General features: G+C 64.6%; 15 protein-coding genes, 2 tRNA genes and 1 pseudogene. 8 read left to right on the plus strand and 10 right to left on the minus strand.

Annotation, left to right across the window (positions count from 1 at the left end; translation table 11 throughout):
• Window positions 1-46 precede the first annotated feature (46 nt).
• A complete protein-coding gene (gene metH, locus ALSL_RS08830; RefSeq protein ID WP_126538401.1) occupies window positions 47-2848 on the plus strand; it encodes a methionine synthase in 2802 nt (933 codons plus the stop codon).
• A 7-nt stretch (window positions 2849-2855) separates the two neighbouring features.
• Here metH and ALSL_RS08835 read toward each other — a convergent pair whose 3' ends face one another.
• On the minus strand, window positions 2856-3149 hold the full coding sequence (locus tag ALSL_RS08835; RefSeq protein ID WP_231700198.1) for a lipid-A-disaccharide synthase N-terminal domain-containing protein: 294 nt from the start codon (window positions 3147-3149) through the stop codon (window positions 2856-2858).
• A 115-nt stretch (window positions 3150-3264) separates the two neighbouring features.
• Here ALSL_RS08835 and ALSL_RS08840 point away from each other — a divergent pair.
• Window positions 3265-3339 (plus strand) — tRNA-Val (locus tag ALSL_RS08840).
• A gap of 76 nt (window positions 3340-3415) precedes the next feature.
• On the opposite strand, the gene ALSL_RS08845 is transcribed toward ALSL_RS08840, so the two are convergent.
• From ALSL_RS08845 to ALSL_RS08870, 6 genes are read right to left on the minus strand one after another with little or no spacing between them, the layout of a single operon-like run.
• Entirely contained in the window at window positions 3416-3901 is a 486-nt protein-coding gene (locus ALSL_RS08845; RefSeq protein WP_126538405.1) for a type IV pilin protein, read from the minus strand.
• An 8-nt stretch (window positions 3902-3909) separates the two neighbouring features.
• Window positions 3910-7920 carry a pilus assembly protein gene (locus tag ALSL_RS08850; RefSeq protein ID WP_231700199.1) on the minus strand — a complete coding sequence of 1337 codons (4011 nt, stop codon included), beginning with the start codon at window positions 7918-7920 and terminating at the stop codon, window positions 3910-3912.
• Window positions 7921-7961: 41 nt separating this feature from the next.
• Window positions 7962-8573, minus strand: a complete 612-nt coding sequence (locus ALSL_RS08855) for a pilus assembly PilX family protein (protein WP_231700200.1) — start codon at window positions 8571-8573, stop codon at window positions 7962-7964.
• Window position 8574: 1 nt separating this feature from the next.
• Window positions 8575-9612 (minus strand): prepilin-type N-terminal cleavage/methylation domain-containing protein, encoded by a 1038-nt coding sequence (locus ALSL_RS08860; protein WP_126538407.1) that lies wholly within the window; start codon window positions 9610-9612, stop codon window positions 8575-8577.
• Window positions 9612-10088 (minus strand): type IV pilus modification protein PilV, encoded by a 477-nt coding sequence (gene pilV, locus ALSL_RS08865; protein ID WP_231700201.1) that lies wholly within the window; start codon window positions 10086-10088, stop codon window positions 9612-9614. The genes ALSL_RS08860 and pilV overlap by 1 nt, the downstream gene beginning before the upstream one ends.
• Entirely contained in the window at window positions 10085-10648 is a 564-nt protein-coding gene (locus ALSL_RS08870) for a pilus assembly FimT family protein (protein WP_126538411.1), read from the minus strand. Before ALSL_RS08870 ends, pilV begins: the two co-directional genes overlap by 4 nt.
• 219 nt (window positions 10649-10867) lie before the next feature.
• On the opposite strand from ALSL_RS08870, the gene ALSL_RS08875 reads away from it, so the two are divergent.
• The 3 genes from ALSL_RS08875 (at window position 10868) to ALSL_RS08885 (ending at window position 14233) form a co-directional block, all read left to right on the plus strand.
• Window positions 10868-10943: transfer RNA gene (locus ALSL_RS08875), tRNA-Thr, on the plus strand.
• An 85-nt stretch (window positions 10944-11028) separates the two neighbouring features.
• Window positions 11029-12459: a phospholipase D-like domain-containing protein gene (locus tag ALSL_RS08880; RefSeq protein ID WP_126538413.1), complete on the plus strand. Its 1431-nt coding sequence runs from the start codon at window positions 11029-11031 to the stop codon at window positions 12457-12459.
• A gap of 97 nt (window positions 12460-12556) precedes the next feature.
• Complete coding sequence (locus tag ALSL_RS08885; RefSeq protein WP_126538415.1) at window positions 12557-14233, plus strand: AMP-binding protein; 1677 nt, start codon at window positions 12557-12559, stop codon at window positions 14231-14233.
• 80 nt (window positions 14234-14313) lie between these two features.
• On the opposite strand, the gene ALSL_RS08890 is transcribed toward ALSL_RS08885, so the two are convergent.
• A complete protein-coding gene (locus tag ALSL_RS08890; protein WP_126538417.1) occupies window positions 14314-14676 on the minus strand; it encodes a PilZ domain-containing protein in 363 nt (120 codons plus the stop codon).
• Between the two features lie 546 nt (window positions 14677-15222).
• Here ALSL_RS08890 and ALSL_RS08895 point away from each other — a divergent pair.
• From ALSL_RS08895 to ALSL_RS08905, 3 genes and pseudogenes are all read left to right on the plus strand, one after another.
• The gene (locus ALSL_RS08895) at window positions 15223-16104 is read left to right on the plus strand and encodes a segregation and condensation protein A (protein WP_126538419.1); all 882 of its coding nucleotides are present in this window, start codon (window positions 15223-15225) and stop codon (window positions 16102-16104) included.
• Window positions 16105-16131: 27 nt separating this feature from the next.
• Window positions 16132-16671: pseudogene (gene scpB / locus ALSL_RS08900) on the plus strand (SMC-Scp complex subunit ScpB); the annotation flags it as partial.
• 155 nt (window positions 16672-16826) lie between these two features.
• Window positions 16827-18113, plus strand: a complete 1287-nt coding sequence (locus tag ALSL_RS08905) for a pseudouridine synthase (protein ID WP_126538423.1) — start codon at window positions 16827-16829, stop codon at window positions 18111-18113.
• A gap of 91 nt (window positions 18114-18204) precedes the next feature.
• On the opposite strand, the gene ALSL_RS08910 is transcribed toward ALSL_RS08905, so the two are convergent.
• Both ALSL_RS08910 and ALSL_RS08915 read right to left on the minus strand, forming a co-directional pair.
• Window positions 18205-19014 (minus strand): amidohydrolase, encoded by an 810-nt coding sequence (locus ALSL_RS08910; RefSeq protein ID WP_126538425.1) that lies wholly within the window; start codon window positions 19012-19014, stop codon window positions 18205-18207.
• Window positions 19011-20156, minus strand: coding sequence for a pyridoxal phosphate-dependent aminotransferase (locus ALSL_RS08915; protein WP_126538427.1), 1146 nt, complete (start codon window positions 20154-20156; stop codon window positions 19011-19013). Before ALSL_RS08915 ends, ALSL_RS08910 begins: the two co-directional genes overlap by 4 nt.
• Window positions 20157-20159 lie beyond the last annotated feature (3 nt).

Genomic DNA, 20159 nt, shown 5'->3' on the forward strand with positions numbered 1-20159 from the left:
GCAGCTGCGCGCGGCCCGCCCCTTCGCCCGCGAAGCGGAACCGCCGATGAGCGCACCGCGCTACACGCGGCTTTCCGGCCTGGAGCCGCTGGTCATCACGCCGGCGCTCAACTTCGTCAACATCGGCGAGCGCACCAACGTCACCGGCTCGGCGCAGTTCCGCAAGCTGATCAAGGAAAACCGCTACGAGGAGGCGGTGGAAGTCGCGCGCCAGCAGGTGGAAAACGGCGCGCAGATCCTCGACGTCAACATGGACGACGGTCTGATCGACGCCGAGGCGGCGATGACGCGCTTCCTCAACCTGATCGCCGCCGAGCCGGACATCGCCCGCGTGCCGGTGATGGTGGATTCGTCCCGCTGGAGCGTGCTCGAGGCCGGTCTGCGCTGCCTGCAGGGCAAGGGCATCGTCAACTCGATCTCGCTCAAGGAGGGCGAGGCCGTCTTTCTCGAGCAGGCACGCAAGATCCTCGAATACGGCGCCGCGGCGGTGGTGATGGCCTTCGACGAACAGGGCCAGGCCGACACCTGCGCGCGCAAGGTGGCGATCTGCACGCGCGCTTACGAACTGCTGACGGAACGGCTCGACTTTCCGCCCGAAGACATCATTTTCGATCCCAACATCTTCGCCATCGGCACCGGCATCCCCGAGCACGACAACTACGCGGTGGATTTCATCGAGGCCACCCGCGAGCTGAAACGCCGGTTTCCCTGGAGCCACGTCTCCGGCGGCGTGTCCAACGTCTCTTTCGCCTTTCGCGGCAACGACACCGTGCGCGAGGCGATCCACTCGGTATTCCTCTACCACGCCATCGCCGCCGGCATGGACATGGGCATCGTCAACGCCGGCGCACTGGCGATCTACGACGATCTCGACCCGGAGCTGCGCGAACGCGTCGAGGACGTGGTGCTCAACCGCCGCGCCGACGCCACCGAACGCCTGCTCGCCATCGCCGACCGCTACCGGCGCCGGAAGGGCGATTCTGCGCCGGCGGAAACCTCCTCCTGGCGCAAGCTTCCCGTGCACGAGCGCCTCGCCCACGCCCTGGTCCACGGCATCGACCAATACGTGGAAGAGGACACCGAGGCCGCGCGCCAGCTCGCCGCCCGTCCGCTGGACGTGATCGAGGGGCCGCTGATGGCCGGCATGAACACGGTCGGCGACCTGTTCGGCGCCGGCAAGATGTTTCTGCCGCAGGTGGTCAAGTCCGCCCGGGTGATGAAAAAGGCGGTGGCCCACCTGCTGCCCTACATCGAGGCGGAAAAGGCGCGCACCGGCGACACCGGCCGCAACAACGGCACCATCGTCATGGCCACGGTCAAGGGCGACGTGCACGACATCGGCAAGAACATCGTCGGCGTAGTACTCCGCTGCAACAACTTCGAGGTGATCGACCTCGGCGTGATGGTGCCGACACAGAACATCCTGGACGCCGCCATCACCGCAGGCGCCGACCTCGTCGGGCTTTCCGGCCTGATCACGCCGTCGCTGGAGGAAATGAGTCACGTCGCGCGGGAGATGCAGCGACGCGGGCTCGCCCTGCCGCTCCTGATCGGCGGCGCCACCACGTCGCGTACGCACACCGCGCTCAAGATCGCGCCGCACTACGCGGCGCCCACGGTGTGGGTGAAGGACGCCTCGCGTGCGGTCGGCGTGGCGCAATCGCTGGTCAGCGCCGAGCTGCGCGAGCCCTTCGTCGCCGCGCTGCGCGCCGACTATGCCGCCATCCGCGAACGCCATCGCCAGCGCGACGCCGGCAAGCCGCTGGTGCCTCTGGCCAAGGCACGCGAGCGGCGCTTCCGCGGCGACTGGTCCACCTACGATCCGCCCGAACCGCGCCGACCCGGCATCACCGTGTTCGACGACTACGACCTTGCCGAACTGCGCGCCTACATCGACTGGACGCCGTTCTTCCAGGCCTGGGAACTGGCCGGCCGGTATCCGGCCATCCTCGACGACGCCGTGGTCGGCGCCCAGGCGAGCGAGCTGTTCGACGACGCACAGCAGATGCTCGATCGCATCATCGAGGAAAAATGGCTCACCGCGCGCGGCGTGATCGGCTTCTGGCCCGCCGCGAGCGTGGGCGACGACATCGAATTCCTCGCCCCTTGCGCCGATGCCGACGATGGCCATCCTCATCGCCACGACGGAGCCGGCGCGGCGGCCCGCCCTGCCTCATCCGCGGTCGCGCGGCCGCTCCCGACGCCATCCCTTGCGGGCCGAGAGGAAAAAATCGTGCTGCATCACCTGCGTCAGCAGGCCGACAAGCCGCCCGAACGGCCCAACCTGTGTCTGGCGGATTTCATCGCGCCCAAGGAAAGCGGCAAGCGCGACTGGATCGGCGCCTTCGCGGTGACCGCGGGCATCGGGCTCGACGCCCACGTCGCCCACTTCGAGGCCGCGCACGACGATTATTCGGCCATCCTCCTCAAGGCGCTGGCCGATCGTCTGGCCGAAGCCTTCGCCGAACGCCTGCATGCGCGCGTGCGTCGCGAGTTCTGGGGTTACGCTCCCGACGAGACGCTCGACAACGAGGCGCTGATCGCCGAGCGCTACCGCGGCATCCGCCCCGCGCCGGGTTATCCGGCCTGCCCCGACCACACCGAAAAGGCCACGCTGTTCCGTCTGCTCGACGTCACCGCCCGCACCGGCATCAGCCTTACCGAGGGCATGGCCATGCACCCGGCCGCGGCCGTCTGCGGCTGGTATATCGCCCATCCGGACAGCCAGTATTTCGTGGTCGGCCGGCTCGGCCGCGACCAGGTCGAGGACTACGCGCGCCGCAAGGGCTGGAGCCGCGCCGAAGCCGAGCGCTGGCTGGCGCCGTGGCTGGACTACGACCCGGAATGAGCGATGCTCAGCGCTCCTGCGCCGGCGCCACCATGCGTCCATGGCGCAGATGCACCATGACGTTGTAGAGCGACACGAACATCGGGAAGGCGTTCTGGATGATGCCCACCGAATCGTTCTTGCCCCAGATGAAATACGCCAGAGTCAGCACGCTGCCGATGATCGACAGGTACCAGAACGACATCGGCATCACCACGCGCTTCAACTTCTTGGTCGCGTAGAACTGCACGAACCAGCGCGCCGTGAACAGGAAAGTGCCGACGTAGCCGACGAGTTTCCAGGGCGTGATGGTCACGGGCACGAGACTTGAGGCATCGATCATGGCTTGAACACAGGCGGCGGCCGGCGGGCCGACGAGTATAGCAACGGCGCTTGACCCGATCCGGAGAGGTGCTTATAGTTGCCGGCTCCTGAGCGGGCGGTTAGCTCAGCGGTAGAGCACTGCCTTCACACGGCAGGTGTCACAAGTTCGATCCTTGTACCGCCCACCATGTTTAAAAAAACGGACGCCATCTCGAAAGGGTGGCGTCCTTTTTTGCGCCCCGTGCCTGGGCTAACCCAAGCACTTCACCAGCAACCGGCAGGCGTGCGGGCGCCGGTCTGGTCGATGCCGAGCGGCGTGCACGCCGCATCGCGCGATGCCTGTGCGCTGCCGGCGCGCGCGGTCGCCTGGATCGTATAGGTGGTGTCGGTGGGCTGGCCGGCGGCGAAGGCGTAGCTGTAGTCCGCGCCGGTTTGGCCGTTGGCCGCGCAATCGAGGGTGGGCAGCGTGATCGCGTTTTCGCTGGTGTCCTTGCTGTAGCGCAGGTTGGTGGTGTAGTAGCGCTCCATGAAATTGGCATATTCCGACAGGCAGCCTTCGGCCGCCACGCGCTTGGTCTTGACCACGTGGCGCATGTAGGAAGGCAGGGCGATCGCGGCAAGGATCGCGATGATCGCTACCACGATCATCAATTCCACCAAGGTGAATCCGCGCGCACGGGCAGGTGTCCGCGCGGCGTCGCGACGGCCGGCATCCGTCGCGGTGTCTGCATGTGGAAGGCCTTGGCTCATCGGGGCTCCTACGGGCTGATCAATTCACGCCACGATACACGCTGCAACGCACTGACGGTCGGCGGTGAAAAAGTATTTACGCTGGTATTGGTGCCATTGTCGAAGCTGACCAGCATATGGCTACCAACGAAGATCGGATTATTGGGTAGCGATGCAAAACCGATACCTGCCGCAGGTTTGTCATTAATCAGGTCGCCTGTATCCACATTACCGCTACCGTTGAGGTCGAAGAATACTGCCGAAGGATTGGTTCCCGTGAAAGGATCAATAGCCATGATCCAACCCTTGCCGGAGGGGTTGCACGCATCGGCGGCCTTCGGGATGCGCGTGGTACCAATCAACAATCCGTTCAGCACGTTCGGCGTCACTATGCGCTCGCCTTGCTGCACGGCTGCGCCATCCACCCCGGTCGGCGACAGCAAATCGATGTACCAGCCGGCCTTGCCAGTGATATTAGAAGCATCGGTCAGGGTGGTGACCGTGCGGCCCGGCAGCGTGTTGGCGTCACCCGCCGTTTCGCTGGTGATCGAGCGTTGTGCCAACGCGCTGCGGTCCTTGTGCGTGGTGCCGTCTACCGCTGGGTGATTGGTGCTGTCGGTCGAGGAAACGATCAAGCCGTACCAGGTCTGTGTACTCATGTCCGCCAAATCGTCACGGGAAAGATATTTACCCGTGCCAAAAAAGATCCAGACATTCCCGCTCTGTGGATCCTTGCCTATGCTCATGCCGGCGGTAATCGGCTGCGCGTTGTTGCTACTGTCCGTAGCCGTGAACAGCTTGACGCCGCTGCTGCTGGGCGTGGCGGTGGCCGTGGTGCTGCCGGTGTTGAGCGTGAACGACCACACGTTGCCATCCGCATCGCCCGCATAAGCCACCGTGCTGATGCCGTTGGCCAGCGTGCCAATCCACACCGCCGGCGCCGCCAATCCGGTCGTGTCGGTGGTTTGGTGCACGTCGAGCGTGCCGTCGGAAAGCCCGAATTGCAGCAGCGCGGCCTTGCCGGCAGCGCTGTTGTAGCCATTGCCCATCAATACCGACCAGACGCCATCGGCGGTCTGCGCGATCACCGGCTTGCCGGTCATCTGGCCAATGTAGTTGCTATTGGTCTTGCCGTCGCCAGCCGAACGTTCCCACAGGAACTGGATATTGGTCGGATCAGTGACGTCGAGCGCGTAGACCGATTTGGCCGTACCCTTGCCAGTGCTACCGACCAGCACGGTGTGCCAGGCGCTACCGAAATAGGCATCGGCCACCGTTAGTTCGCCGTCGTTGAAATACTCGTGTGATACCGTATCCCCGTAAGCCGGATTGGCCAGATCCTTGAGTCCACTGGTAATCACCGCCCCAGGTAAATAGGCATAAGTTTCCAAGCCACTACCAGCGTCGAAGGCATGTAGAAATCCATCGTTGGCAGCTACGTATACCGAAGGTGATCGGGAGGCTTGATCGACGGCGAAGGTGCCATAGCTGGCCGTGCCTGTGAAGGTTTGCATGCCGAAAAGGTCCAACCCCGGCGCAGCGACATAGATAGGTTGCGAATCGACGATATCACCCAGTGACACCTCGCGAGTCCGGAAACTTCCACCATGAGCCATATCTTTGGAGCTATCGCCGCGCAAATAATTAATCATATCCGCTTGAGCGCTCGCCGATCCGCCAAGTGCATTCAATTGATCACTGGCAAGTGCCGGCAGACTTCCGTCAGCCGAAACTTTGAATTCCATATAATCAGTTCCGTTGTAACTCCATATATGCCTGCTGCCTGCAGTCGGCATTCCGGTAGATGCTGTCCATATGGGTGTCGATCCGATAACCCCAGAGTTTATATTGAAGGCTTTAAGATCACCCGTCCATTTAATGGTGTAGTAATAAGCCTGATACGCTACTGTACCAGTCTGTGTCTGAGTGGAATTCGCCGCCAAGCTGGCACCGGTGCCTACACGCGAAGAAGCGCGGCGCAAGGCCGAGGTGAGTCCAGCCACAAAACTTTCCGGATCGGTTGCCGAATAAAAACCACCATGACCATTGACCGCAGCATGAGCAAGGTCGGCAATATTGTATTTACTGTTAGATGCAGGCGTTGGCCAACTGAAGTTTGTTATGGGAGATCCCCCGTTGGACCAGGAAAAAATTTGATCTACGGTGGCCGTGCTCGGTGTGATACCCACAGGAGGAAACCCCATGCCCATCGTGAATGTCACCATGTGCTGCCAGAAGGCAGGGTCATCCGTATTGGTGGGAACTACATTTGCCGTGCTCGGACGCAGATCAGCCTTCCAGTATTTCATGGCTACGTCGGCCAAGGTATCGGAGTTTCCGACAGGCGTCACAGTCTGCGTGCAGAACCCCTGATTGGTAGTCAACGTCCAGCCCGCTGAGCAAAAAGGCGTTTGGGTTGGATTTGTACCTTTCTTGCATATATACGTGCTGCCAACAAGTGTTCGGGTATAACCCGAATCACATGATGAATTGACAGTTTGCAGATACGGCGTCAAATTTAAATCGGTGTAAGGCAGTGCGGGCGTATAAGTGTAGCTATTACCATTCGGGTTGGATATGGCCGATCCGACCGTGCCGTCCTGGTCGCCGATGCCCGAAGGTGCAGTATCATCGTTCCAGAACCCGTCCGTAGTCAGAATGGTATAGGACTGCCGACATGCTAGTTCCTTGTGCTCATTCTCGGCATAATTGGGGTCGGATGACATCGTGGTCCACGGCTGATCTGTTTTATAGTATTGACCTACCGCATCCAACGCATTGCGCAACGGCGTTTCACCATTGGCCGCAATACTGGTTACCCAATTCCAGAAACTTGCTTTCTGCGTACCTGAAGAGCCATCGCCAAGTGGCTGAACCTCGGCGACTTTCACATTGGTTGCGCCAAAGGTTGCATTCAATGTGGGCAGGTTACTGTTGTTTTGACCATTGATGGATCCGAACCCGACACGGAACTTACTATCAAGCCCCGCGAAGGTTCTCAATAAACCGGTCTTAGCCATCAGTAACCGAGTTCGATAATAGGAATACCAGTTGGCGATATTTTGTCCCGCCTTCACCCCGACAGGAGCAGCGACGCCTGAAATATCATTCTCGTTTACACAATTTGCCTGATCCGCGGCATTGAACAACAAATTGCATTGGGTGCCCGAAGCAACATAATGCACCTGGTAACCTCCGATGGGTCCAGTTACATAGGTAAAATATGATTTATAGGTCCAGTTGACACAGACACCCAGGTAAAGACTTCCCGACGCGCAACCCAAACTTTTCGCAGCCACCGGATAATGGCAAAGACCATCCGCCTGGAGCGTGGTTCCGCCTGGACACGTCATTCCTACATGATTGGCCGCATACCAGGTGTCAACGGGAGTGCCCTCGACCCATACCCGATGTCTGCACATGGAACTTACGGGACCATAATCGCCCGAGTTACATTTCCAAGTATCCGTAGGCGCCACGGGATCACGGATGCATTGTGTCGGATCGGCTGGATTTTCATGATAATTCGTCGCACAGCGAACGATCGGCGGACCAAGATCGGTCTTGCTGACCGGTAGATTCGTGTAATAATACAACGTGTGACTACCATCGGCACTGTCATAATAAGTGGTTATATTCTGACTATGCGTCGTGTCCAGATAAGCGTCCTTGTATGCCGACGTCAATCCCGGAGAATTGGGATACGGCGTACCATTCGCATGCACAGGCAGGGTATAAAGGATGGTTGGGTTGTAATAAATTCCATTGACGTTGGAATTCCTAGCTCCGTTAGCGCTTTGATCGGCTAGATAACCCCAATCCGGCATGAAATCGTAATTCATGGAGCCCGAATCATCCAGCATGAGCATCATGTTGGGCGGTAACGTGATCTGAACAATCAGCGGTGACGGATCTATAGTGACTTCCGTCGCCTGCGCCAACGGCGCGATGAAAAAACCCAGCATCAATACCAGCAGACTGCTGCCCAGCAGTCGCCCGAGGACGGACACGGCCCTGCGCATTAATCGATGCAAATGCATGACAATGTGCTCCGAATGTCGATACGCTGCAGTTGTAGACATCACGAACCTAACTTGACCATAGTCTGCAAGAAGACGACCGAGCGATTGCCGATTTCATCTGGCGGCGCGCTGCGCACGGTGATGCGGTAATACTTGCTACCGTTCTGCTGTGGCACGCACGGCGCGCCATAACTATTGCATGTTGCATTTTGTTGTTGCCCGCCAGAGCCAACACCGGTACCTAGATGCTCGACGACGTATTGTGGTTGCCCAGCCGCAAGTGCTCCCGCATCAAACTGGGTGGGGTCGTTACCGGTGGTTACATTGATAATCTTGCCGGCGGGCAGATTCGGATCATTGAAGGGATTGGCGTAGCAAAGCCCTCCACCGCTGGCCTGGTCGCATTCGCGCGCGATGGTTTGATCGCTGGCGAGCTTGGCCATCGCCGCGCGCATGCCCGCCTCGGCGGCCTGAAAGGCGACTTGGCGGTCGTAGAGGTTGGCGGCCATCTTGTTCTGCAAGAGCGTGCCGCGAATGGCCGCCAGCCCGACCAGGGTGATGACGACCAGCAGCACCAGCGCCACGACCAGCGCCACGCCGCGCTGGCGACGCGACGCCGGCGAACTTGCGCGGCGATGGATGGTGATGGTGTTCGATGCGCGTGTGTGCATGTCAGTTCACCCGGTTGCGCACGGTGGTGACGGAAGTGAGGGTCCGTGTGATCGGCTTGGCATCGGTGCCGGCGCGCTGGTCGCTGCTTTGCAGCGTCAACGTGGCCTGCACCGCATCGACACTGGCCCAGTTGGTCACGGCATCGGCGGCCACGAAGTTCGCATTGCCGACCTGGTGAAAGGCCAGCGCGAGCCCGGTCACGCCGCGCACCATTTCCTCGGCAACGGGAGCGGCCACGCCGGTACTGCCGGTTTCCACGACCCGGCGGTACAGCGACTTGCCGCCATCGGCATTGTTGCCCACGTACCAGTCGGCGGCGGAAAGCTTCGATGCCATGCCGTTGACGTGGAAGTTGTAGCTGCCGCTGCCGCTGCACGAGGTGGGATAGTGCAAGTCCTGCGTGCAATTGCCCGGCGTGCCGCTGGTGCCGTAGCTGTATGTCCCAGCGGAGACGCTGCTGATCTGCACCAGGGCCGCGTGATCGGTATCGCAGACGACGATGATGTCGCCCGCCTGGAAGCCAGGACTCGCCTCGTTGAAGGTGAACGCACCGGGCGTACTGGTCTTGACGCTGACGCCACCGTTCTGCGCGCCGATCAGCATGAGCGATACGGTGCCGGTAACTTTCTGCGCGGCGCCGGTGCCGACGGTGACGGATGGGTCGGGCTGGCTGCTGGTGAAGCCGACGAGGGCATTGTTCCAGTCCGCCCACCAGTCGGTGCCACCGTTGAAGGGCCCGTTCTTGAGCACGTTGACGACGCGGCCGCTGTTGTCGCAGCCGGTCATGCCGGCGGTGCGAATGTCGCGTGCCATCATCTCGAAGGCGACGCGCGCGTTCTCCTGCACGTCGACCAGTGCCTGATTGGTGCGGTAGGTCTGCTGGCCGGCCAGGAACACGCTGGCGGCACCGGCGATGACGATGAGGCCGAGCAGCATCGCGACCATCAGCTCGATCAGGGTGAAGCCGGCCGGCGCCGAGCGCGTCCGGGCGGCATCCCTGCGCGGCGCATGCACACATGCCGGATGGCGGATACTCATCACAGCATGCCCCGGGTGAGTACGGTCTGTGTATGGCTGCCGCCGGTGCCGGCGCGGCTGTCGTCGAAGGTGATGGTGACCGTGCAATCCACATTGTTGCCGGTGGCCGTGCAGGCGATCGCGCCGGTGGTGCTGTCGGCCTTGCCGAGGTTGTTGCCCAGTTGCTGGCACCACTGGTTGAGCTGGTAGTTGGCCAGCGAACCGGAAGCATCCGGGCAGGCCGTGGCCTTGATCGGCTGGGCGGTGTTGTACTGACCAGCGCTGGCACTGGCGTAGTCGGCACGCATGGCATCCATGATGGAATAACTGGCGATGGTGGCCATGCTGCGCGCCATGGCGCTGTTGTTGGTAGAAAGGGACTTGGCCAGCAAGGCCCCCATGCCGAGAAACCCGATGGAAAGCACCAAAACGGCCACCAACACTTCGATCAGGCCGACGCCCCTCTGGCGTTTCTCAAAAAATGGCGGCTGTTTCATGGGCATGCACCGGATGAGGTGACGACGCTCAGCGACGAACCGGCAGTCATGTTGACGATGCGGTGGTTGTTCGTGCTGATCGCGTCAGTACAAATGTCAGCGACCTGCCCCGCATACGGCTTGCTGTCACCGATCGCGACGGCCAGTCCGTCGCCGCCGAAACGCAGGGCCTTGAGGTTGCCTTTGAGCCTGATCGGCGCTTGCAAACCGGCGACGCCCGTACCGACCTTGGTGGCAGCGCCGGCGATCAGCAGATAGACGGCCCCCGTTTCCGTGCCGCAGGCAGTGCCCAGGGTGTCGCCGCCGTTGGTCGACGCGTCATTGCTGCATAGCTGAGCACTGGCATTGCGCTTGATCGCCTCGACCCGGCCGGCATTCACGGCGGCGACCACTTCGTTGGCGGCGGTATTGAGCCGGCTCGACAAGGTGATCGAACGAAAACTGGGCACTGCCATGGCCAACAGCACCACGGCCACCACCAGGGTGATCATCAGTTCGATCAAGGTCACCCCGGCCTGGCAGCCCGCGACGGGCCATGAGGATTCCGCCCGCAGCTTCATGCAGCCTCGTGTGCAGCGCCTTCGCAAGGACTCAAGCCCCATGTCATGGTTTCCCCTGTGCTGACCACCTTAACCTCCCATGGCGGAAGCCGGCCAAGCTCCACCGGATGAGTGGCAGGTTTTCGCCGACCGGCGTGCTGATGAGCTGCCGGAATTGCCCACATTGTGCCGGGAGCTTGCAGGCCGCTCTCGATGGACCGTAAACTTTCAAACTTACCCGCCGGAATAGCTCAGCTGGTAGAGCGGCGCATTCGTAATGCGTAGGTCGTAGGTTCGAATCCTATTTCCGGCACCAGGTTTCCAGGCGCACGCCGGTTGGCAAAGCCGCCGGCGGCATCCATGTCGTCGGCATTGTTCGCCTGTTCCCGAGGCCGAGGCAGATGCCGATCCGCTCCCCGCTTGCATCGACCGCCAGCCGCCTGCTCGCCGAGCAGGCGCTGAGTCGTGCGGCCGGTGCGCCGCTGATCGCCGGCAACGCGGTCGAGCTGCTGATCGACGCGCCGGCGCATTACGAGGCCTGGCTGCGGGCGATCCGCGGCGCCGGGCGTTACATCCTGCTCGAGAACTACATCATCCGCGACGACGAGGTCGGCCGCGCCTTCCGCGACGCGCTGGCCGAACGTGCCCGCGCCGGCGTGCGGGTGGCGGTGATCTATGACTGGATGGGTTGCCTCGTCCAGACACGGCATGGCTTCTGGCAAGCGCTGCGCGAGGCCGGCGGCGAGGTGCGCGTGTTCAACCCGCCGCGCCTGGGCCAGCCGTTCGGCTGGCTGAGCCGCGACCACCGCAAACTGCTCACCGTCGACGGCGTGCAGGGCTTTCTTTCCGGCGTGTGCATCAGCGCCAAGTGGCTGGGGGATCCCAGGCGAGGCATCCCACCGTGGCGGGACACCGGCGTGGCCCTGCGCGGCCCGGCCGTCGCGGAGCTGGAGCAGGCCTTCGTGCAGAGCTGGCAGAGCCTGGGGCCGCCGCTCGACTTTGCGCTGGGCGAGCCGGCCGTCGCCGGCGAAGTCGCCCTGCGCGTGATCGCCACGCAACCGGCTACGGCCGGCATGTACCGGCTGGACCAGCTGATCGCGGCGATGGCGCGCAAGACGCTATGGCTGACCGACGCCTATTTCGTCGGCGTGGCGCCTTACGTGCAGGCGCTTGCCGCCGCCGCGCGCGACGGTGTGGACGTGCGCCTGCTGGTGCCCGGCAGCAGCGACATCCCGGTGGTCGCCGGGCTGTCGCGCGCCGGCTACCGGCCGCTGCTCAAGGCCGGCGTGCGCGTGTTCGAATGGAACGGCTCCATGCTGCACGCCAAGACCGCAGTGGCCGACGGCCTGTGGGCGCGAGTGGGTTCATCCAACCTCAACGTGGCCAGCTGGCTCAACAACCACGAGCTCGACGTGGCCATCGAGGATGCCGGTTTCGCCACGCAATTGGCCGCGCAGTACGAACAGGATCTGACCCATGCCACCGAGATCGTCCTGGCGCCGCGACGCCGCTTGCGTGGCGAGCGCGTGCGCAGCAGTCACGCACGGCCCCACCGGCCTCATGGCGCGGGAGGCAGCTCCAGCCGCGCTGCGGCCGGTGCCCTGCGCATCGCCAACACCGTCGGCGCCGCACTGACCGACTACCGCGAGCTCGGCGACACCGAAACCGCGCCGCTGCTGGCCGCCATGTGCGTGCTGCTGCTCATCGCGCTGATCGGTGCCCGCTGGCCCGCCGTGCTGGCCTGGCCGCTGGCGGCCGGCGCGGCGTGGACCGCCTTCAACCTCGGCGTGCGGCTTTGGCAACGGCTGGACCGCAGGCGCCGCAGGCCTTGATCGGCTCGGCGAGGCGACATCGCAACGCAGCTTGAGGCGCATGCGAACGCATGTTTGAATCGGCCCGGCACAAGCCTTTCGATTAAGGATCGAGTCCATGAGCAACGAGCGACCGTGGCTGGCCCATTACCCTCCCGGCGTCCCCGCCGAGATCGATGTCAATCGCTACGCCTCGCTCACCGCGATCGTGGAAGAGGCTTTTGCGCGCTATCGCGAACACCCGGCCTTCCATAATTTCGGCAAGACCCTCAGCTACGCCGACATCGACGCACTGAGCCGCGCCTTCGCCGGCTACCTGAGCGGCGAGCTCGGCCTGGTCAAAGGCGACCGGGTTGCGATCATGCTGCCCAACGTCCTGCAATATCCGGTCGCCCTGTTCGGCGCCCTGCGCGCGGGCCTGGTGGTGGTCAACACCAATCCGCTGTATACGCCCCGGGAGCTCAAGCACCAGCTAGTCGATTCCGGCGCCAAGGCGATCGTCATCCTCGACCATTTCGCGCTCACCCTGCAGGAAGTCATCGCCGAGACGGCGGTCGAGCACGTGGTCATCACCGGCATCGGCGATCTGCTCGGCTTTCCCAAGGGGCCGCTGGTCAATTTCGTGCTGCGCCATGTCAAGAAGATGGTGCCCGCGCACGCCCTGTCCAAAGCCGTGCGCTTCAAGACGGCGCTCGAGCGTGGCGTCCGGCATCCGCTGCCGGCGGTGACGCAGACCCTGGACGACCTGGCCTTTCTGCAATACACCGGCGGCACCACCGGCGTGGCCAAGGGGGCCATGCTCACCCATCGCAACATGGTCGCCAACGTGTTGCAGGCCGGCGCCTGGATCGGGGTCAGCCTGAAGCCCGGCCGGGAAACCGTGATCACCGCGCTGCCGCTCTATCACATCTTTTCGCTGACCGCGAACGCGCTGGTGTTCATGCACCTGGGCGGCTTGAGCTGGCTGATCACCAACCCGCGCGACATGCCCGCCTTCGTCAAGGAATTGCGCGCGTCGAAGTTCACCGCCATCACCGGCGTCAACACGCTGTTCAACGCCTTGTTGAATACGCCGGGTTTCGCCGAACTCGATTTCTCCCACCTGCGCCTGAGCCTGGGCGGCGGCATGGCGGTCCAGCGGGCGGTGGCCGAGCGCTGGAAGAAAGTCACCGGCTGCACCCTGATCGAAGCCTACGGCCTCACCGAGACCTCGCCCGCCGCCTGCATGAATCCGCTCGACCTCAAGGCTTACAACGGTTCGATCGGCCTGCCGATTCCATCGACCGAAGCGGCGATCTGGTCGGAGGACAACCAGCCGCTGCCGCCCGAGGCGGTGGGCGAGCTGATGATCCGCGGCCCGCAGGTCATGAAAGGCTACTGGAACCGCCCGGACGAAACCGCCAAGGTGCTGACACCGGATGGCTGGCTGCACACCGGCGACATCGCCCGGATGGACCGGGAGGGCTTTTTCTACATCGTCGACCGCAAGAAGGACATGATCCTGGTGTCCGGCTTCAACGTCTACCCGAACGAGATCGAGGATGTCCTGATGCAGCACCCGGGCATTGCCGAGGTGGCCGCCGTGGGCGTGCCGGACGAGCACTCCGGCGAGGCGGTGAAGCTGTTCGTGGTGCGCAAGGACCCGGCACTCACCATCGAGGACATCAAGGCGTTTTGCCGCGAAAACCTGACCGGCTACAAGCGCCCCAAACACATCGAGTTTCGCGACACCCTGCCCAAGAGCAACGTCGGCAAGATCCTGCGCCGCGCGTTGCGTGATGAGTCTCCACGCTGAGGCGTTTTCCTGCGCGCGCGGCGCATCCGGCGATGACGATGAAGCCGCTCGGCGCCACCCGAATGCGCCCGCACGAGGCTTCAATCACTCCACGGTTCGAGGATGTCGGCATAGCCGCCGAGCAGGTTCCACAGCGGCACCTGCTTGTCCTCGGGGATGTGCGAATAGGCCATGCCCAGGTGATGCGGCGAGAGCCGGGCGACCACGGCCTCCAGATGGATGTGCAGATCACGCCCGAAGATGAGGTCCAGCACCCATGTCTCACCGGGCTGTCCCTGCCAGTCGGGCGGCCGGCGCAGCAAGGCGCCGCTGGCGGAGATGTCGACGAGTTCGGTGGGATGCGAGCGTTCGCCGCGGCTCATCAGCACGGTCGTCTCGATGCGCATCCGCGCCGGCCGCAGATGCCCGGCGCCGGCACCCCTGCCCTTGTCCTCATCCTGCATGTCTGCCTCCCGCGTCATGTCCATGGGCCGGTGTGATCTCGCCGGGATTTTAGCAACGACCATGCCGCGGGGCCGGCGGCGGCAACCGCAAGGATGCCCGGCATCGACACCGACGATTTCCGGTCGGCGCTTGACGCGCACAGACACAAACTGACCGGCCAACGCACCCTTGCCCGACCTTGCCCACGGCGATTTTTTCGTGCTGGACTTGCCGCGCGGCAGCCGCTAACCTTGAGCTTCATACGTTGCGGCGATCCGCGCCTGAGTCTCTCGGGCGACCAGTCCGTACGCGACGAGGCATGTCGACGGGCGTCCGCTTGCAAGCGCTATCTCCCGCCTGACCTTGCCTTGAAGAGATACCGCACCGGCGGCCATTCCGGGACGTGACAGGCATCCGCGGGCTCCCTGATCGACGGGAGCCCGGGCACGTCCGGCATGGCGAGCGCAACGAGCACAGCGTCCGTACGCGCCGCCGGTGATCGCCCTGTGTCGCGAGAACCTTGCTGCATGCGCGTCCAGCCCATGCACCCTCAAGAATACGCATCGATGACGTCCGAGCCAGTACCCGCGCCCGTGGAGCCTTTCGCGGCGCCCCAGCAGCAGGAAATGCCACTGGCGATCGTGCGCGGCGAACCGCTGCTCAAGATGCCGCAGGACCTGTACATCCCCCCGGATGCGCTGGAAGTGATCCTGGAAGCCTTCGAGGGGCCGCTGGACCTGCTGCTGTACCTGATCCGCCGACAGAACCTGGACATCCTGGACATCCCGATCGCCGAGATCACCCGCCAGTACATGGCCTACATCGACATGATGCGCGACGTGATGCGCCTGGAGCTCGCCGCCGAGTACCTGCTGATGGCCGCGATCCTGGGCGAGATCAAGTCGCGGCTGCTCCTGCCGCGCCCGCCCGTCGAGGAAGGCGCGGAAGAGGACCCGCGCGCCGAGCTGGTGCGTCGGCTGCAGGAATACGAACGCTTCAAGCAGGCCGCCGAGGATCTGGACGCCCTGCCGCGCATGGAGCGCGACACCGTGCCGGCGCGCGCCGATGCCGGCGAGCACAAGGTGATCCGCCTGCCGCCGCCGCTGGAACTCAAGGAACTCCTGCTCGCGCTCAAGGACGTGCTGCACCGCGCCGAACTGTTCGGCCATCACGCGATCCGCCGCGAGGCGCTCAGTGTGCGTCAACGCATGGGCGAGCTGCTGCAAAGACTGGACGCGCACCGTTTCGAACGCTTCGAGCAGCTGTTCGATCCCGGCGAAGGCCGGCTCGGCGTGGTGGTGACCTTCCTCGCCCTGCTGGAGCTTGCCAAGGAAATGCTGATCGAAATCGTGCAGGAGGCGCCGCTGGCGCCGATCTACCTACGCGCCAAGGCCACCACGACGGAAGCAGACGACGACCGCTCGCCTGCCGCCCTGGCCGGCCCCTAGCGCTTGCCGACACCGATCCTAAGGCCCATGCCGATCGAGCCATTGAAACCGATACTCGAGGCCGCCCTGCTCGCCGCCGGGCAGCCGCTCAGCCTGGTGCAGCTGTGCGCGTTGTTCGGCGAGGACGAAGGCGTCAGCCGCGAGGACGTCGCCCGCGCGCTGGAGGCGCTGGCCGCCGATTGCGCCGGGCGTGGCGTCGAGCTCAAGGAAGTCGCCTCCGGGTTCCGCTATCAGGTGCGGACGACGTTTCAGCCCTGGGTGGCCCGGCTGTGGACGGAAAAGCCGGCCCGCTACTCGCGCGCCCTGCTCGAAACCCTGGCGCTGATCGCCTACCGCCAGCCGATCACCCGGCCGGAGATCGAGCAGATCCGCGGCGTGGTGGTGTCCTCGAGCATCATCAAGACACTGGAAGAGCGCGAGTGGATCCGCGTGGTCGGCCATCGCGACGTGCCCGGCCGGCCGGCGCTGTACGGCACCACCCGCGCCTTCCTCGATTACTTCAACTTGAAGTCGCTGGACGAACTGCCGCCGCTGTCGGCCATCCGCGACCTGCAGGACCCGCAGCTGACCCTGGCCGAAGCCGCGGCCAGCCTCGGCCCGCCGGCAAGCGACGACGGCCCGCCGCGCGAGACCGCGGCGGCGACCGACTTGCCGGCCGAACCTTTCCCGGCGCGCGCCGACGGCGCCGCCACACATCGAGATTCCTGAGAGGAGCATTGCGCATGACTGCGCCGCACAAAGCCGTGCTGTCTTTGAAACGTACACGCCCAGAAGGCGAACCGGCGCTGGAAGAGCGCCTGCACAAGGTGATGGCCAATGCCGGGCTCGGCTCGCGCCGGATGCTCGAACAGCGCATCCTGGCCGGCGAGGTGCAGGTCAACGGCACCGTCGCGGAGATCGGCACCAGCGTGCGCGCCGGTGATCGCGTCACCTTCGACGGCAAGCCGTTCGTGGTCGCCACCGACACCCGCCACGAGGCCGAGGTGATCGCCTATCACAAGCCCGAGGGCGTGGTCACCACCCGCGACGATCCGGAAGGACGCCCGACCGTGTTCGAACAGCTGCCGCGCATCAAGGGCGCGCGCTGGATCAGCGTGGGCCGGCTCGACATCAATACCACCGGCCTGCTGCTGCTCACCACCGACGGCGAGCTCGCCAATGCGCTGATGCATCCGCGCAACGGCCTGGAGCGCGAATACCTGTGTCGCGTGCATGGCGAGGTGCCCGACGAGGTGATCGAAAAACTCAAGACCGGCGTGGAGCTCGAGGACGGCCTGGCGCGCTTCGACGACATCGCCCTGATCAGCCGCGGCGGCAGCCACAGCTGGTTCCGCGTGGTGATCCGCGAAGGCCGCAACCGCGAGGTGCGCCGGCTGTGGGATTCGCAAGGCTTCCTGGTCAGCCGGCTCAAGCGCATCCGCTACGGCAACGTGACCTTGCCGCGCAACCTGCGCCGTGGCGATTTCCAGCCGCTGGATGAGGACAGCATCCGCGAGCTGCGCGCCGCCGCCGGCCTCGGTGCGCCGCAGCCGGTGCTGACCTTGAGCCCGGTGCTGCACCAGCGTCGCGCCAGTCGCGGCGTGGTCGAATACCGCCCGGAACGCGGCGCCGGCACCGCCTGGAGCGGCGCCTACCAGGACGAGGCACGCGAACTGCGCGCCTTCGACCGCATCCACGAGGAACCCTCGCGCGGGCGCGGCGGCAAGCCGGCGCGGCCCGGACGCGAGGTCAACGGCAACGTGCTCCGGCCCGAACGCGGCCCCAAGCAGCGCAAGAACAAGCGTGGCGTGGCGCCGGGCCAGGAGTTGCCCTCCGTGCGCACCTGGTTTGCCGGCGACAGCCGCGAGGGCGGCGGCGCGGCTGGTGCACGGCGGCCCGGCGGCGCCCGCCCCTTCGGCGGCAATCGGCCGCAGGGCGATCGCCCAAGCCAGCCACGGCCCGGCAACCGACCGCCGGGCAAGCGTCCGCCCGGTGGCGGTTCACGGCCGCGCGGCGGCCGGCGCGGCTGAAAACTTAAAACCGCCTTGCACGCGGCGCCCGCGCATCATACGGGGAAAACCTTGGGACGGTGCGCGGGGCGTCGGTGCCCTGCGGCGTGTCTCAAGGCAACTGCAGGGTGAAGGCGTCGGCGTCCATCCAGGCCGGGAAACGTTCGCGGTGGGCGAGCAGCGCGGCCGGATCGAGCGTGACCGTGGCCACCTGCTCCTGCGCGCCGAATGCGATCATCATCTGGCCCTGCGGATCGATCGCCGCGCTGTCGCCGGCATAGGCCAGCCCATTGCCATCCACGCCGACGCGGTTGACGCCGACCACGTAGCTCAAGTTCTCGATCGCCCGCGCGCGCAGCAGCACGCGCCAGGGCTCGCGCCGCGGCGCCGGCCAGTTGGCGACGAACACGGAAAGATCGTAATCCATGCCGCCCGGCGCGCCTTCCATGCGGCGATTGCGCAACCAGACCGGGAAACGCAGGTCGTAGCAGACCTGCGGCAACACGCGCCAGCCGTCGAGCTCGACGATGAGGCGCTCGCGCCCGCTGCCGTAGCGGGTGTGCTCGCCGGCCATGCGGAACAGATGTCGCTTGTCGTACGTGGCGAAGCTGCCGTCCGGGCGCATCCACAGCAGGCGGTTGTAGACGCGGCCGTCCTCGCCGCGTATGGCCAGGCTGCCGCACAGCACCGCGTCCATTTCCTCGGCCAGCGCCTTGAGCCAGGCCACGCCCTCGCCGTCCATCGTCTCGGCGCTGGCGCCGACGTCGTTGCTGAAGCCGGAGAGGAAAGTCTCCGGCAGCACGATGAGATCGCTGCCGGCACAGCTGCGCACCAGCGCGCCGTAGTAGTCGCGGTTGGCCGGGGCGTCGTGCCAGCGGGTGGCACCCTGGACCAGCGAGACACGTAGCGGTTGCAGGCTCATAGACGGCGCAGCCGCTCGGCGGCGGCCTCCAGGGTGGCATCGCTCTTGGCAAAGCACAGCCGGATCAGGCGCGTCCCCGGCGCCTGTGCGTAGAACGGCGTCAGCGGAATCGCCGCCACGCCGGCTTCACGCACCAGCCATTCACAGAAGGCGACGTCGTCCACGTCGCGGATCGCGGCGTAATCGACGAGCTGGAAATAGCCGCCGGCCACCGGCAGCAGCTTGAAACGCGAAGGGGCGAGCAGCGCGCGGAAGCGGTCACGCCGGGCCTGGTAGAAGGCCGGCAGCCCGAGATAGTGCTCGGGCGCGGCGGCCAGGAACTCGGCGAACGCCGCCTGGGCGGGATGGAAGGTGCAGAAGGTCACATACTGGTGAACTTTGCGGAATTCCGCCGACAACGCCGCCGGCGCCACCGCATAGCCGACCTTCCAGCCCGTGCAGTGGTAGGTCTTGCCGAAACTGGAGATGACGATGCTGCGCGCGGCCAGCTCCGGATGGCGCAGCACGCTCTGATGCAGCGCGCCGTCATAAACGATGTGCTCGTAGACCTCGTCGGCAAGCACCACGATGTCGGTATCGCGTACCGTTTCGGCCAATGCCTCCAGGTCAGCCGCCGACCACACCGCACCGGATGGATTGTGCGGACTGTTGGTAATGATCATTCGCGTGCGTGGAGTGATCGCCGCCCGCACGCGCGTCCAGTCGACGCCGAAAGCGGGAGGGTCGAGCGGCAGGTGCACGGCCTGCGCACCGGCCAGTTCGATCGCCGGCTCATAGCTGTCGTAGGCCGGATCGAACACGATCACCTCGTCGCCGGCGCGCACCAGCGCGGCGATGGCGCAAAACAGCGCCTCGGTGGCGCCGGACGTCACCGTGATCTCGCGCTCGGGGTCGGGTGTCCGGCCGTAGAGACGTGCGGTCTTGCGGGCGATTTCCTCGCGCAGGGGCGCGAGGCCGATGCCCGGTGCGTACTGGTTGCAGCCTGCGGCCATTGCCCGGCTCACCGCCTCGCGCAGCGGTTCGGGAGGATCGAAGTCGGGGAACCCCTGGCCGAGATTGAGCGCCCGGTGCTCCTGCGCCAACCGGCTCATCACGCTGAAGACGGTGGTGCCGACCTTGGGCAGTTTGGTGGATACGAACATGTC

The sequence above is a fragment of the Aerosticca soli genome (assembly GCF_003967035.1).
Lineage (GTDB): Bacteria > Pseudomonadota > Gammaproteobacteria > Xanthomonadales > Rhodanobacteraceae > Aerosticca > Aerosticca soli.